Genomic DNA, 14948 nt, shown 5'->3' with positions numbered 1-14948 from the left:
GGGCAAGTAGAGCGGAACCGATCGACGAAAGCCGGGCACGACAGGTGTGACGTGCCCGGCTTGTTAGTAGGCTGTCTTCTCGGGTCGTGACTGACGCCGTCGAGATGGATTCAACCATCGGGGAGCGGCCCGTGATGAGTAGTGCCGCGCGTCTGGGCCTCTGAAACGACAGGCCGGCTCGACCAAGCGAGCCGCCGACGAGGAGGTCCCATGGCCACTACATCCCCGCTGACGCCCGAGTCCGTCGCTTTCTACAACGCTCTGGAGGCGGTCAACGCCATCGAGCCGCGCATCGCCGACGCCATCCGAGCGGAGCTGGCCGACCAGCGAGAGTCACTCAAGCTCATCGCCAGCGAGAACTATGCGTCTCCGGCCACGCTGCTCGCGATGGGCAACTGGCTGTCCGACAAGTACGCCGAGGGCACGATAGGGCGGCGCTTCTACGCTGGCTGCCACAATGTCGATACGGTTGAGTCGATCGCGGCTGAGCACGCCGCCGCTCTCTTCGGCGCGGATCACGCCTACGTACAGCCGCATTCCGGCATCGATGCGAACTTGGTGGCGTTCTGGTCGGTACTAGCGCAGCGGGTGGAGCTGCCCGCGCTGCAGCAGGCCGAGGTGCGCCACGTCAACGATCTCAGCGAGGAAGACTGGGCTAGGCTGCGCCGCGAGCTGGGCAACCAGAGGATGCTGGGTATGTCGTTGGACGCGGGAGGCCACCTCACGCACGGCTTCCGCCCGAACATCTCCGGCAAGATGTTCGAGCAGGCAAGCTACGGTACCGACCCGGAAACGGGACTGCTGGACTACGACGCGGTGCGCGAGACAGCGCGCGAGTTCCGTCCGCTGATCCTGGTCGCGGGGTATTCGGCGTACCCGCGGAAGTTGAACTTCCGCATCATGCGGGAGATCGCCGACGAGGTCGGCGCGACGCTGATGGTCGACATGGCACATTTCGCCGGCCTGGTCGCGGGCAAAGTCTTCACCGGTGACTTCGACCCCGTGCCACACGCCCAGATCGTCACCACCACTACGCACAAATCCCTGCGAGGCCCCCGCGGCGGCATGGTGCTGTGCCAGCAGGAGCTCGCGGAGCACGTGGACCGGGGTTGCCCCATGGTACTGGGCGGGCCGTTGTCGCACGCGATGGCGGCGAAGGCGGTGGCGCTCGCCGAGGCGCGGCAGCCCGATTTCCAGACGTATGCGCAGCGGATCGTGGAGAACGCGGAGTCTCTCGCCGAAGAGCTGATGAGGCGCGGCGCGAAGCTCGTGACGGACGGCACCGACAACCACCTGGTGCTGATCGACGTCACCAACTACGGCGTCACCGGCAGACAGGCCGAGAACGCGCTGCTCGACGCCGGTATCGTCACCAACCGCAACTCCGTGCCGCGGGATCCCAACGGTGCCTGGTTCACGTCGGGGATCCGGGTCGGCACACCGGCACTCACCACACGAGGCTTGGGCCCGGCCGAGATGGGCGAGATCGCCCGGCTGATCGACGTTGTCCTCACCGAGACCCAACGGGCGCCGGCACGCGATGGCGGCCTGTCGAGGGGGAAGCATCTGCTCGACGAGAAGATCGCCGGCGATGTGGCCCGACAGGCCGGCGACGTGCTGGCCGGATACCCGCTATACCCTACGGTGAACTTGGGCTGACGACGGTCTGGCAGCCGAGCCTACGGAGATGGGCTCCCGCTACGCAGAACCGGAGGGCCTGGTGCGGACAGCGGCGATGTAGCCGTTGATAGCGTCCCGCCTCCGGGTCAGGCAGCTGATGCGGGCATCCATATGATCGCGGTAGCACTCCAGCGCGCCATACGATGACTCGGTGGGGACCGTCATCACTCGCGACCAGGTGCTCGGCTTCCGTGTCCGTGCCCAGCAGCTCGACCGCACGGAGGGCGAGCTGGCGGACACCGTCGTCCTGGATGCCGGCGTGCAGGACACCGGACCCGACGGTGGGCTGTGGGCGCTGGCGGTGCGCGGCGTCGACGTAGCTGCGGTGGCCGGTCACGAGCTGGCCACCGCCTGGACCATCCGCGGAGCACCGCACCTCTATCGGCGCATGGACCTGCCGGCGGTCGCAGCAGCCGTCGCACCCTTCTCCGACGCGGACGCCGGCAAACGGATCTTCGACGCGGCCAAGCCGCTGAAGGCGGCGGGGATCGCTCCGCTGGAGGCGTTGGATGCGGTTGCCGCTGTGATGCGCTCCGTGGTGACCGAGCCGATGGTGAAGGGTGAGGTCTCAGCGCGCGTTTCGGCGCTGATGGATGCCCCGTATCTGAGGTTCTGCCGGTCGTGCGACGCGACGCACTTGTATGAGATGCCGTTCCGGCTGGCGGCGCTGCGTGCTGGGCTGGAGCTGCAGGCGGGGACGTCGCCGCCGGTCATGGAGCCGATCCCGGGGTTCGAAGCAGCCGCCGAGCCACCGGATCAGTACGACGTGATCCGTACCTGTCTCCGGATGTTCGGTCCGTCCACACCGAAGCATGTCGCTGGATACCTGGACTCTCCCGTGAAAGAGGTCAAGGACCGCTGGCCGTCGGACGTCGTCGAGGTGACCGTGGAGGGAGAACGGCGGTGGGTCTTGGCGTCCGACCGGGACACGCTGACCGCCGGCCCGGCGAGAACGACCAGGCTGCTCGGGCCGTATGACCTATTCCTGCAGGCAAAGGACCGTCACCTCCTGGTCGATGATCCGGCCCGTGCCAAGGTTCTGTGGCCGGTGCTCGGCCGCCCCGGAGCGGTGCTCGTCGATGGTGAGGTTGCAGGTACCTGGCGCCCGCGCAAATCCGGGACACGGCTGAAGGTCCAGGTCGAGCTCTGGCGGGATGACTTCGCATCCGTTCGCGACGCGCTGACGGAGCAAGCTGAGCGGCTGGCGGCGTTTCGGCAGGTGCAGCTTGCTGGGATCGACGTCGGTAGCTGACCCGGTCATTATGGCCGCGGCCACGGCCGTCTTGTAGATTGAATATATTCATTCTGCTTCGGAGAGTCATGGCCGCTCTGTACAAGCGCGTCTACGAGGCGCTGCGTCAGGGGATTGTCGACGGTAGGTACCCGGTCGGGACGAAGCTGCCATCAGAGGCGGAGCTGTCGAAGACGTTCTCGGTGAGTGCGATCACCGTCAAGCGTGCATTCGAATTGCTGCGTGTCGACGGGCTCATCGTACGGCGCCCACGTCTCGGCACGTTCGTGACCAGCTCCTCTCCGGTGCCGCAGCGCGCAACCACCGTGACCGGCGGTGCCAAGCCGCTTGTCGGTGTCCTCCTGACGAACTTCGACGACACCTTCGGTACTCACGTCATCGAGGGGATGATGGCCGCGGCCGGTACGGACGCCTATCTGATCGTGACCCGGTCGATGGGCGACATCGACCAGGAGGACGAGCACATCCGGTCGCTTATCGGGGCGGGCGTGTCCGGCCTGGCGCTCCTTCCCAGCTCGTCCGCGTACATCCCGCCGGCAGCTCTTGAGCTGGTGACACAGCAATTCCCGCTCGTCATTCTGGACCGCATCTTCGAGGGCATCCCGGTCTCCACCGTGTGCTCCGACAACCGCTCCGGCGCACGGGCTGCCACCGAGCACCTGCTGAGACTCGGCCATCGCACCGTCGGTTTCGTCAGTGCCGCCGGCCATGTCTCCACCAGCGACGACCGGCGCAACGGCTACGTGGACGCGCACGCCACGTTGGACGTCCCGCTGGAGAACAGCGCGGAACTGCGCACCCTGGCCTCGACCATTCCCGGCAGCACCACCGACACCGAGGATGACATCAAGGCGCTGGTGGGGTTCGTGCGCGACAATCCCGCCATCACCGGTTACCTCGCCGCTGAGTACAACATCGCCCTCATGCTGCGCGAAGCCTGTGGACGGCTCGGGCTCAGGGTGCCCGCCGACATCTCGATCGTCTGCTTCGACCACCCCGAAGCCCGCTTCGACTCGGGCTTGTTCCGGTTCACCCACGTCCGCCAGCAGCAACGTCAGCTGGGGGAGCGGGCGATCGGGACCGTGCAGGCACAGCTCGGCGATCGGCACCTGGTCGAGAAGATCGTCCTGCCCACCAAGCTGATGCAGGGCGCGTCGACGGCGCCGGCCCCGTTCAGTACGCCCGGCCGATGACCGCGATGAGCTCTCGCTCATCGTCTGACTCAGGAATCGTCCCATCGGGCCGCTGCAGACAGCGGACGCTCATTCCCTGGTCTGCAAGCTTCGATTCACCCTCTTCGCCGATCATGGACCAGGGTGCCGTCGCGAAGCCCGTGCGCGCTGCCTCGGCGGCGTCGTCGATGCATTCCACCGCCATGGTCCGGTCGTCGCGACGTTGCAACGCCTGCGAGCAGAGCTCGGTCTGAATGTCGGTGAGCAGAGCAGGGACGACGGTCGGTAGTTGCTCCATGCCGACGGTCTGCTTCTGCCCGGTGTCTCGCCGGGCGATCGTCACCTCGTCGCGCGACACGTCACGCGGACCGACCTCGATACGTAGCGGTACGCCCTTGACCTCCCAGTCCGTAACCCGACGACCGAAACCCCCGGCCGCACGATCGATCGCGACCCGCTGGCCGTTCGCCCGCATTCGATCGACGATCTCGTGACATCGTTGCTGGACCACGTCGTCGTCCGATCGCACGGGGATCACCACAACCTGGGTCGGCGCCAGCCGCGGTGGAAGTCGAAGGCCGTGGGCATCGCCATGGCCCATGATGAGGCCGCCGAGCAGCCGGGTGGACGAACCCCACGAGGTGGTCCATGCGAGCTGGTGGGAGCCGTCTCGATCGAGGTACCGGATATCGAACGATCGAGCGAAGTTCTGTCCAAGATCATGAGAGGTCGCCAGTTGGAGTGCTTTGCCGTCGCCCATCATGCCTTCGCACGTCAGCGTAGTGAGGGCCCCGGCAAACCGTTCACGTGGCGTCTTGCGCCCGATGAACACCGGCAGGGCCAGCTCATTCATCAGGAAGTCCCGATACACATCCATATGGATCTTCAACGTGTATGCGATGGCGGCTCCGTGCGTCGCGTGCGCCGTGTGGCCTTCCTGCCAAAGGAACTCCGATGTACGTATGAAAAGGCGTGGGCGCATCTCCCACCGCAGCACGTTGCACCATTGATTGAGCAACAGCGGAAGATCCCGATAGCTCTGAACCCACCGGGACATGTACTCGCCGATGACCGTCTCACTCGTGGGCCGTACGACCAGCGGCTCATCGAGCGCCTTGCCGCCGGCGTGTTCAACGATGGCGAGCTCGGGACTGAACCCTTCGACGTGCTCGGATTCCCGATCGATATAGGACTGCGGGATGAGCAGCGGAAAGTACGCGTTCTGCGCCCCTGCTGACTTGATTCTGCGATCGATCTCGGACTGGATGAGCTCCCAGATGGCGTACGCGTACGGACGGATGACCATACTGCCGCGACTCGGCCCGTTCTCGGCCAGTTCCGCCTTCGTGAGCACGTCTTGGTACCACCGCGGAAAGTCCACGTCCGGCGACGTAAGCACCGATGACGTCTGGCTTTGGGTGTGACGTACGTCCGACACGGTCGCGCTCTCCATCCGACGCTCGCGGGCTGGGGCTCTATGACGTTCAGCGTATTGCTTGCCTGGCCATGGCTAAAGCGAGTTTTCGCGGGCGTCGATCCCGTGTGATCCAGGAGTGAGATGTGTCAACCGCGAGCGTCGGGGCGCTCGCCGTCGTCGGCGGGATTCCAGCAGATGAACGAGCCGTCGGCCGGAGTCCGTTTGATCGGCGGGTCCTCGGCGCACGAGGCGAGGGCGTGTGCGCACCGGTTGCGAAAGCGGCATCCGCTGGGAAACTGCCCTGGCGACGGTGTCTCGCCCGGAATGGGCCAGAGCGGCTGCCCGAGTGCGCCCTGCACGGCGTCCGATGCGATCTGATCGGGGTTCGCCGCGATCAGGGCCTCGGTATAGCGGTGCCGCGGGTGATCGAGAACTGCATCGCTGGGCCCCTGCTCGACGACCTTGCCGCCGTAGAGCACCGCGACCCGTTCGCAGATCATGCGCACGACGCCCAGGTTGTGGCTGATGAACAACGTCGCCATGTTGTGTTCTTCGCCGAGGCGTACGAGCAGATCGAGTATCTCGGCCTGGACGTTGACGTCGAGCGACGAGCTGGGCTCGTCGGCGATGAGGAGCTTCGGGTTGCACGCGATGCCGATCGCGATCATGACGCGTTGCCGCTGGCCGCCGGAGAGCTGGTGGGGGAACCGGCGCCTGAGCTGCTTGACGTCGGGGAGTTGGACCTGTGACAACAGCTCGAGGACGCGCTCCTTGCGTTGCCGTCTCGTCATGGACGAGTGCATGCGGATCGCTTCGTCGATCTGGCGACCTACGCGGGTGAGCGGGTTCAGCGCACTCGTCGGGTCTTGCAGGACCACACCGACGTCAGCGCCCCGGACACGGCTGAGCTCACGGTCGGTCAGCCCGACCAGCTCACGCCCCTCCAGCCGGACCGACCCGGTCCGTTGTGCCTGTCGGGGCTGGAGGTCCAGCAGGCTTAGCGCGGTGATCGTCTTGCCCGCGCCGGACTCTCCTACCAGGCCGAGCCGGCCACCACGGGGGATGTCGAGTTCGTCGATGGCGACGAGCTCGTTGCCATCGATGCTGACGGTCAGGTCGCGAACGGCGATCAGCGGTTCGCCGGCGTCCGCGCCCGCCTCGGCAGCCTCATCGACGGCCCGGGTAGACATCGTCGCCATCTTCACCTCCGACGGTACGTTCGCGAAATAATAGTTTCGCGTGCTTCGGTGGTGCGGGTCAACAGACGGGAATCCAGTCGACGTGCGCAGTCGTGATTGTTAGCGTGCGGACGTGCAGATTCGCGACTATGACGACTCCGATTGGGAGTCCGTGTGGCCGATCTTTCGCGAGGTCGTCGCCGCCGGTGAGACGTTTGTCTACGATCCCGACTGGGATTCCGAGCAGGCCAAAGGCGTTTGGGTGGAGGCCCCTCCCGCTCAGACGGTGGTCTGTGTGGACGGGGACCGAGTGCTCGGGACGGCGAAGATGGGGCCCAACCGGCCGGGACCGGGATCACACGTCGCCACGGCAAGCTTCATGGTGGCCGGCCAGGCGCGAGGCATGGGTGTCGGGCGTTCGCTGGGTGAGTACGCCCTCGGGTGGGCGCGCGAGCAGGGGTATGCGGCCGTGCAGTTCAACGCGGTCGTGGAAAGCAACCACGCGGCAGTGCTGCTCTGGGAGTCCCTCGGGTTCCAGATCATCGGAACTGTGCCGGAAGCCTTCGAACACCGTTCGCAGGGCCGCGTCGGCCTGCACATCATGCATCGATACCTGTGATGGACGCGTATTGCCTGGGCTGCTGCCGTGGAAAGCCCACATAGGCAGTCAGTGGCGCGAGTTCGCATGGAGTGGGGCCGAGCCGGCGGTGAGGAGACGGCGCTCGGAGCAACGTTCGCCGTCGTCGTGGATGTCCTGAGTTTCACGACGACGCTCAGTGTGGCGATGGACCAGGGTGCCACCGTCTATCCGTATCGCTGGAAGGACGATTCGGCCGCCGACTATGCGCACGCGCACGACGCGAAACTCGCCGATTCCAGCGCGTGCGTTCGGCTCCTGGTCGACGGCCGTTTCGTCGACATCAAGGGCGAATGTAGCTGAGCCGCCGTTGTGGGTGCGTCCCGCCATCGAGAGGCGGGAACGCACCCACTGCTGATGACGCGCCGGCTGTCGAAGGGTCAGCGCCGCATCAAGGCGAAGACACCCCAGCCGAGGTACTCCCGCTGATATCTGGCGTGCCTGACCGGAGACACGGTCAGATCCTCGCGGATCTCGTCGGCCAGCTCGTCGTCGGGGTTCTCGTCGAGCCAACGTCGCATGTTGAGCCATTGAGCGGCGACGTAGCGGTCCCAGCTGTCCTGGTCGGCATGGACCATCTCGACGACGTCGTAGCCGAGGTCGTGGAAGTGCTCCACCAGCTCGGGCAGGGTCATAAAGTCGTCTTTGCTACTTGCGTAGCAGCCCTCGATCGTGGCTTGATCCGGGGGGTCGAGCCGCCAGTACGGCTCGCCGATGAGGACCATGCCACCCGGGCGCAGGCTCTTCGATAGAAGCTCTACGGTGCCGGCGACGCCTCCGCCGATCCATGTGGCGCCGCAGCACGAGGCGACGTCAACCGGCTCATCGGCGACATACCCGGACGCGTCCGCGTGAACGAACGTCACGTTGCCTGCCACACCGAGCTCCGTGGCCCTGGTACGTGCCGCCTCGGTGAACGCCGTGCTGATGTCGACGCCCGTGCCGCTGATGCCGTGGTCACGTGCCCACGTGCAGAGGAGCTCGCCCTTGCCGCTTCCCAAGTCGAGCAGGCGAGAGCCGGCCAGCAGGCGCAGCGCCTGTCCAAGGGTCGCGAGCTTCTCGCTCGTGAACGGATCGAGTATGCGGTGGCTGCTCTCGCGGATGGTAAAACTACGTGGAAGATCCACTTCTATGATTCCTTACGTATGAGGTGTACATGACGGTCGAACTGCTGATCTGAGCGGCGACTGCCGGCAGAGCGTTGACCCTCATGTAACGCACCTCTTAAGTAAGGACACCGAACGGATCCAACTCTAGGCGGGTGCGGCACGCCGCTCCACTGAATTCTGGCGACACACGTGGCCACCTCGCCGTATGGTGGCTGCATGCGAGATAAGTAGCCGCGACCTACGGGTTGCATGACGTGAGGGCCCTCGGCGTCGGCCGGGGTCCTGAACCGCATAGCCGGGGTGAACGGCGCATGCGGTGATTCGGCAGTCCATGTCTCTCTCGCATGAAGGAACTCCATGACCAACGATGTTCGCGACCACTCGTCGCCTGATGACTCTGACCGCTCGTTCGAGGAACTGGTCTCTGAAGCGCGTGAAGCCCCGCCTGAAGGATGGGATTTCACATGGTTATCGGGACGTGTCGACGGCGACGACCTGTCCTGGCACTACCCATCTCTTGCCCGCGAGGCGATAGACCGCTCGAAGAGTCTGCTCGACGTCGACACGGGAGGCGGCGAGATGCTCGCGAGTCTCATGCCGCTGCCGTCCGCCGTCGCGACCGAGCCCTACGAGCCGAACGTGCCGGTCGCGACCGCACGGCTTGGCCCGCTTGGCGTCGACGTCCGCCTTGGCGACGCCAGTGCGTTGCCGGTGCCGGATGGTGGCGTGGACCTGGTGCTCAACCGCCACGGGGCACTCGACGCCGCCGTGATCTCGCGAGTGCTGACGCCGGGTGGCGTCCTCCTCACGCAGCAGGTCGGCAGCAGGAACGACATGGAGTTCAACGACGCTCTGGGCGTCGCGCTGCCGGGCGAACTCGATGCGCGTACCCTCGACACGACCGTCTCGGCTCTAGAGTCGTCCGGCCTGGTGGTCGACCTGGCGGAGGAGGAGTTCCCGGCGAGCCGGTTCCTGGACGTCGGTGCCGTGGTGTTCCAGCTGCTGGCCGTGCCATGGCAGGTTCCGGGGTTCGACGTCGAGACGTTCGACGGACCGTTGCGCGAGATCGACGCTCACATCCGGGCGTATGGCGGCTTCACTGTCCGGAACCACAGGTTCTTGATCCGCGCGCATCGCCCCTGACCGGAGCGGTGGCCGATCAGCTGTCGCGGCCCTGCCAGGTGGTCACGCATGCCTCGTTCCCCTCGTCGTCGGCGAGTACCCAGAAGGCAGGAGCTGCGGCGTTGGAGACCAGGGTCCCGCCGGCGTCGAGTGCGGCTTGGACCCGCCGCTGTGCCTCGTCATGGGGAACCGAGACGTCGAGATGGATCCGGTTACGCTCGAGGCGGCGGGTATCCATTTGCTGGAACCAGATGGCCGGTCCTTGTCCTAGCGGGTCTACCAGCGGATCCTTGGGACCGGTGCGGTCGGCTTCGTCGGCGTAGCCCATCACGGCCTTCCAGAACGGCCGGATCGACGGGATGTCGATGGCGTCGATCGCGATCTCGATCAGCTGCACGGAGCGCCGCGCGTCGGTGTCGACGCCGGGCGTGGGTTGAAGCTCGAGGTCGTCGATGGCTGAAGAGATCCGATCAGCCAGGTCGGCATCGCGAGCGGTCACGGCCGCGACGGAGAGCGTCTGCAGGGTGAGGATGACACGGTCCCGCCGAAGGTCGATGCGCAGATGATCGTCCGCGTGGGCGCCGGCCACATCGGCGGCCAGCGCGGCGATGTCCCCGGCTTGGCTGATCGAGGTGACCTTGACGCTCGTGCAGAAAGCCCCGAGTACGTACCGCCATCCGAGCTCGCTCACCGCCTCGGATGCCTCCTGCCGGCTCAGCTTCCGGTTGGCGTCGTGGGCTTGTTCCGTCATGACCACCATGATGGCACCGGGCATCCGGGCTGTGGTGCGAGGCGCGCGCAGCGTCAGCGTCGATCGGCGGGTTGACATGCAGCCGAATGGCTGCCTATTTTGGACATGCAGCCAAAAGGCTGCATGTTGGAGGATGGCAACGTGATGGACGAGGTGTTCAAGGCGCTGGCGGACGCGAGTCGTCGGCGGCTCCTCGACAGCTTGAACGCTCACGACGGTCAGACCTTGCGCGAGCTGTGCAAAGGGCTGGACATGGCCCGGCAGTCGGTCAGCAAGCACCTGGCCGTGCTGGAGGGGGCGAACCTGGTGACCACGGTGTGGAGCGGCCGGGAGAAGCTGCACTACCTGAACCCGGAGCCCATCAACGCCATCTCCGAACGCTGGATCAACCAGTACCACCGCGAGCGCGTACATGCCCTCGCCGATTTGAAGAGAGCGTTGGAGGAGAGTCCGATGGACAAGCCCGAGTTCGTCTACACCACTTACATCAACACCACGCCCGAGAAGCTCTGGCAGGCGCTGACCGATCCGGCCTTCACCCGCCGCTATTGGCATGTCACCTTCGACACGGACTGGAAGGTCGGATCGACGATGACCTGGAACATGGGCGATGTGTCGATGGCCGACCCGGCCCAGGTCATTCTGGAGTCAGAACCCTGTCGCCGGCTGTCCTTCACCTGGCACACGGTGACGCCCGAGTTCGCGAAGGCCGTCGAGCTGAGCGACGAAGCGGCCGGCAAGCTCAGGGACGAGACGCGGTCGAAGGTGACGTTCGACATCGAGCCGTATGGGGAGATGGTCAAGCTGACCGTCGTACATGACGGCTTCGAGCCGGGTAGCACGATGCTGGAAATGGTCGGCCAGGGCTGGCCAGAGCTGTTGTCCAGCCTGAAGACCCTGCTGGAGACGGGTGAGACACTTCCGGAAGCTAAAGAGCCAGCCGGATAATGCGGATGTCGCGATGAGTTCTGGGTCGCAGAACGGTCTCCATGAGGAGGATGGGCATAGCATCCTCACACGGCTAGATGACCGGGACGGGTGATCCGATGAGCAGCGGGAAGAGCGGCGAAGAACGGGATGGGGTGTCGCTGACCAACCTCGATCAGGCCTTGTTCGAAGGGGCCGACGCGACGAAGCGGGACTTGGTCGACTATCTCGACGCCGTCCGTGACCGCATCATCCTTCAGCTGCGCGACCGGCCGTTGTCGGTGCTGCGCACGGTCCGTGGCCAGGCACCGTTCATGCAGAAGAACCTCCCGAAGTACGCGCCGTCGTGGATCGAGGCGGTGTCGATGTGGGCGGAGGCCTCGAAACGGGAGGTCTCATATGCGCTGTGCAACGACCGCAGGACGCTGCTGTGGTTCGCCAACCAGCGGGCCGTGGAGTACCACGTGACCCTGGTCCCTGCGGACCACCTGGATCAGCCGACCTACATGGTGCTGGACATCGACCCGCCGGAAGGCGGTGAATTCGAGAAGGTGGTGGGTGCGGCGCTGCTGATCCGGCAGGCATTGGCCGACTCGGGGCTGTCGGGTGCGGTGAAGACCAGCGGTGCGAAGGGAGTCCACATCTTCGTGCCGCTCAAGGCCCCGGCTGCGACCGACGACGTCGCCGCGGCCACGCGTGCGCTGGCTGCCCGCGCTGAGCGTCTCGATCCGGCGCTCGCGACGACGGCGTACATCCGGGAGGAGCGCGAGGGCAAGGTGTTCCTTGACTCGACGCGGGCTGGGGGTGCGACGGTGGTCGCTGCGTACAGTCCACGTGCCCGGCCGGGCACGCCGGTGTCATGTCCGGTCGCCTGGGATGATCTTGACGGCATCCATCCCCGTGACTTCACCGTGCACACGGTGCCGGAACTGATCGGCGACGCGGACCCTTGGACGCAGCTGATGCCCGAGGCGCAGCCTTTGCCTCAAGACCTGATCGACGAGGGCCACACCATCCCGGTTGCCCGGGTCCAGGCCATGCACGAGGGCAAACGACGTGCCCGCGCGGCCCGCGGTGACTGATATGACGACGCCGGACGTGCTGGTCGCGTTCGGAGGTAGATGGAATGTTAGGTAAAGAATTCGTTGTGGTCTATTCTCCGTCGGCCCGGGGGTCTAGCGTGAGCGTCGATGATTCCTGTTGACGTGGGAGGTGACGGCGGTGAGCGGCAAGGTTGTGCATTTCGAGATTCCGTTCGACGACGGTGACCGGGCACGGAACTTCTACCGGGAAGCCTTCGGCTGGACGGTCCTGGAACTCCCGGAGATGAGCTACACCATGGCGACGTCCGGTCCAACGACGGAAGACGGCATGCCGAGCGAGCCGGGCTTCATCAACGGCGGCATGCTGCAACGTGGCGTCGGCCCGTCAACCGGACCAGTGATCACCGTTGACGTCGAGAGCATCGATGCGGCGCTGGAGACGATCGAGAAGGCCGGAGGTTCAGCGATTGTCGGCAAGGAGGCGGTTGCCAACTTGGGGTACGCGGCTTACTTCAGGGATCCTGAGGGCAACATCATGGGACTTTGGGAGAACGCTCCTCAGGGCTGATGATGCCTTCGTATCGTGCCCGCGCCACAGGCCTGTGGCTGCGAGCTTGACGATTCGCGAGCTCAGGCGACGAGCTTGACGATCCTGTCTCGATCGGGCTGGGGGATTGTGCGCAGCCCGCGGCGAGTTCGAATCGCGGCGTCGATCACGGTGCAGGCGTGTGCTGTCTCGAGGTCGACAGGGTTGATCTCGAAGACCTCGTGCACGGAGAGCCACGTCGCGACGTCCGCCCAGCTGTACAGAGCTGCACGCGGGCGAGGAACCCTGGGCTCGGGGAAGTCTCCCGGACCGCGGCGTCCTTTCACCCAGTTCTCGACCGCCGCGAGCGTCCGGCCGGTGCGCTCTGCAATCTCTCCGAGCGTCACGAGGTCTTCCGTCACGCCGACGACCTCCAGTCCGCACGCCTCGGCCTGGTCGATGGCGGACACAATCGCCTCAATCGCAGTCCCGGCTTCGCGATCGAATCCGGCGGAGCCGCCACGGTCGTCGCCACGGACGAGTGCATCGTCGTAACCGGCCTCGAACAGGGCGTCGAGCGACTCGTCGATATTGCCGACGAGCTCCACCTCGAATACGTACACAGGCATTAGCACTCGTCCTTCCGGTCGCTATGCGGACACTCTTTTAGGCAATGGCGGAGCCATTTGGCGAAACGCTCGGGCACTCGTGGGGTCGACCAGATCGATACGGGCGGACAACCGTTGCGCCCACCTGGGCAGTAGGCGCGCCCCCATGGGTGCCCCGGACTTGGTTCGATCCGCCAGTCTGCAGACTCAAGCTCGGCGATGGCTGCTCGGACTTCTTTGTTGGGATGTTTAGGCACGGTCAGCCTACTCCTGGTGTTGAGTTAATTCAACGGAGTGAGGCGACCGCGATGGCTCGGGCAACGAAAGTGTTGCCCTCATCTCAAGGCCTCGGCGTGATTAAGGATCTTATGCGACGCGCGGCGTTCCGCCACCCGAGCGGCGATCGGCACCTGTCAGCGGACATGGCGGCCGGTGGCGCTATTCGCGTGGCCACGCCTCCGCGTACGGTGCGAGGTCGGCGTTCGCGCCGGTGATGACGGTCGCAATGTGATTGCCGGCCACATGGCCCCCCGCGATGGCTGCGATCCCGGCGGCGCCGGCCGGCTCGGGCAGTATGCCGAGCGTGTGGGCGGTCAGATGCATCGCTGCCACGAGCTCGTGGTCCTCGACCATGACCATGTCGTCGACGAGCGCACGAGTCCGCTGCACGGCCTCGGGATGCGGCCGGGTGATCGAGATCGCGGCGGCGAAGGCGCTGCGTCGCTCGATGGACATGACCCTGCCCGCGCGCCAGCTCTCCACGAGCGCGGGTGCGGCCGCGACGCCGACGACCCGGATATCCGGCGCCTGTGCTTTGATCCAGCGCGCCACGCCGGTGATCAGGGCGCCGTCGCCGAGCGGAAGAACGACCGTGTCGAAGCCGGCGTCCCTCATCAGCTCGATGCCGATGGTGCCGGCGCCCTCGGCGACGGCGACGTCGCGGCCGTCCACCACCAGAACGCGTTCAGGCGCGGCATCCACGAAGGTCGTGGCTTCACTCTGATGGTCGTGGTCGGCGACGTGCACCTGGGCACCGAACGCTGCCATCCGGCGTGTCTTGAGCTGGGACAAAGTGGGCGGGACGAACACCTCGGACCGCAGCCCGCACTGCCGCGCGGCGTAGGCGACAGCCTGGCCGAAGTTGCCTCCGCCGGACGCGCATACGACGACGGTCCCAGCGGGCAGTTGCTGGATGCGGAATGTGGCACCGCGCCCCTTGAAGCTGCGCAGCGGGTTCAAGGTCTCGATCTTGACGAGCACACGACGTCCCAGCCGGTCGGAGAGCTGCTCGTCGATGTATTGCGGCGTGTCCAGGAAGGCCGGGTCGATCACTGTGGACGCGGCGGCGATGCGGTCCAGGTCGATGTCCACCTTGCCATCGTGCGTCGTGCTGATATCGGCGTCGAGTGCGGTGCTGACGTCGGCATTGCAAGTGGCATCGGGCGCAGCGACATCGAGTGTGGCGTCGGTGTGAACGCCACGCATGGCGGTGAGGTCGGTACGGGGCCCGTACTTACGGGTCGTCG

15 protein-coding genes and 1 riboswitch are annotated in these 14948 nt (G+C 65.7%); of the genes, 9 read left to right on the top strand and 6 right to left on the bottom strand.

The genetic code is table 11. The features are described from left to right. Positions 1-76 precede the first annotated feature (76 nt). Positions 77-165, top strand: a riboswitch (ZMP/ZTP riboswitch). 45 nt (positions 166-210) lie between these two features. From ELR45_RS04245 to ELR45_RS04235, 3 genes are all read left to right on the top strand, one after another. Next, on the top strand, positions 211-1659 hold the full coding sequence (locus ELR45_RS04245) for a glycine hydroxymethyltransferase (RefSeq protein ID WP_129663717.1): 1449 nt from the start codon (positions 211-213) through the stop codon (positions 1657-1659). Between the two features lie 172 nt (positions 1660-1831). Continuing rightward, entirely contained in the window at positions 1832-2932 is a 1101-nt protein-coding gene (locus tag ELR45_RS04240; protein WP_129663715.1) for a winged helix DNA-binding domain-containing protein, read from the top strand. 68 nt (positions 2933-3000) lie between these two features. Continuing rightward, a complete protein-coding gene (locus ELR45_RS04235; RefSeq protein ID WP_129663713.1) occupies positions 3001-4125 on the top strand; it encodes a GntR family transcriptional regulator in 1125 nt (374 codons plus the stop codon). Here ELR45_RS04235 and proS read toward each other — a convergent pair. Next, positions 4106-5542 carry a proline--tRNA ligase gene (gene proS / locus ELR45_RS04230; protein WP_205855915.1) on the bottom strand — a complete coding sequence of 479 codons (1437 nt, stop codon included), beginning with the start codon at positions 5540-5542 and terminating at the stop codon, positions 4106-4108. The genes ELR45_RS04235 and proS overlap by 20 nt on opposite strands. A 125-nt stretch (positions 5543-5667) precedes the next feature. Beyond that, positions 5668-6711: an ABC transporter ATP-binding protein gene (locus ELR45_RS04225; protein ID WP_129663709.1), complete on the bottom strand. Its 1044-nt coding sequence runs from the start codon at positions 6709-6711 to the stop codon at positions 5668-5670. Between the two features lie 121 nt (positions 6712-6832). Between ELR45_RS04225 and ELR45_RS04220 the strand changes: the two genes are divergently transcribed. Both ELR45_RS04220 and ELR45_RS36860 read left to right on the top strand, forming a co-directional pair. Beyond that, the gene (locus ELR45_RS04220; protein WP_129663707.1) at positions 6833-7318 is read left to right on the top strand and encodes a GNAT family N-acetyltransferase; all 486 of its coding nucleotides are present in this window, start codon (positions 6833-6835) and stop codon (positions 7316-7318) included. A 66-nt stretch (positions 7319-7384) separates the two neighbouring features. Beyond that, positions 7385-7639: a hypothetical protein gene (locus ELR45_RS36860; protein ID WP_205855914.1), complete on the top strand. Its 255-nt coding sequence runs from the start codon at positions 7385-7387 to the stop codon at positions 7637-7639. A gap of 77 nt (positions 7640-7716) precedes the next feature. Here the strand turns inward: ELR45_RS36860 and ELR45_RS04210 are convergent, their stop codons facing one another. Further along, the gene (locus tag ELR45_RS04210) at positions 7717-8463 is read right to left on the bottom strand and encodes an SAM-dependent methyltransferase (RefSeq protein WP_129663705.1); all 747 of its coding nucleotides are present in this window, start codon (positions 8461-8463) and stop codon (positions 7717-7719) included. Between the two features lie 339 nt (positions 8464-8802). Between ELR45_RS04210 and ELR45_RS04205 the strand changes: the two genes are divergently transcribed. Then, complete coding sequence (locus ELR45_RS04205; RefSeq protein WP_129663703.1) at positions 8803-9588, top strand: class I SAM-dependent methyltransferase; 786 nt, start codon at positions 8803-8805, stop codon at positions 9586-9588. Between the two features lie 16 nt (positions 9589-9604). On the opposite strand, the gene ELR45_RS04200 is transcribed toward ELR45_RS04205, so the two are convergent. Continuing rightward, positions 9605-10318, bottom strand: a complete 714-nt coding sequence (locus ELR45_RS04200; RefSeq protein ID WP_129663701.1) for a VOC family protein — start codon at positions 10316-10318, stop codon at positions 9605-9607. 144 nt (positions 10319-10462) lie between these two features. On the opposite strand from ELR45_RS04200, the gene ELR45_RS04195 reads away from it, so the two are divergent. The 3 genes from ELR45_RS04195 (at position 10463) to ELR45_RS04185 (ending at position 12856) form a co-directional block, all read left to right on the top strand. Then, positions 10463-11266, top strand: coding sequence for an ArsR/SmtB family transcription factor (locus ELR45_RS04195; RefSeq protein WP_129664220.1), 804 nt, complete (start codon positions 10463-10465; stop codon positions 11264-11266). 98 nt (positions 11267-11364) lie between these two features. Next, positions 11365-12327 carry a non-homologous end-joining DNA ligase gene (gene ligD / locus ELR45_RS04190; protein WP_129663700.1) on the top strand — a complete coding sequence of 321 codons (963 nt, stop codon included), beginning with the start codon at positions 11365-11367 and terminating at the stop codon, positions 12325-12327. 139 nt (positions 12328-12466) lie between these two features. Continuing rightward, entirely contained in the window at positions 12467-12856 is a 390-nt protein-coding gene (locus tag ELR45_RS04185) for a VOC family protein (RefSeq protein ID WP_129663697.1), read from the top strand. Positions 12857-12918: 62 nt separating this feature from the next. Here the strand turns inward: ELR45_RS04185 and ELR45_RS04180 are convergent, their stop codons facing one another. Both ELR45_RS04180 and ELR45_RS04175 read right to left on the bottom strand, forming a co-directional pair. After that, a complete protein-coding gene (locus tag ELR45_RS04180) occupies positions 12919-13443 on the bottom strand; it encodes a helix-turn-helix transcriptional regulator (RefSeq protein WP_129663695.1) in 525 nt (174 codons plus the stop codon). Between the two features lie 417 nt (positions 13444-13860). Then, positions 13861-14907: a threonine ammonia-lyase gene (locus ELR45_RS04175; protein WP_129664218.1), complete on the bottom strand. Its 1047-nt coding sequence runs from the start codon at positions 14905-14907 to the stop codon at positions 13861-13863. Positions 14908-14948: the final 41 nt, after the last annotated feature.

The sequence above is a fragment of the Phytoactinopolyspora endophytica genome (genome assembly GCF_004138495.1).
GTDB classification, from domain to species: Bacteria; Actinomycetota; Actinomycetes; order Jiangellales; family Jiangellaceae; genus Phytoactinopolyspora; species Phytoactinopolyspora endophytica.
Note: the sequence above shows the minus strand (reverse complement) of the source record. Positions and strands in the feature narration are given on the sequence as shown.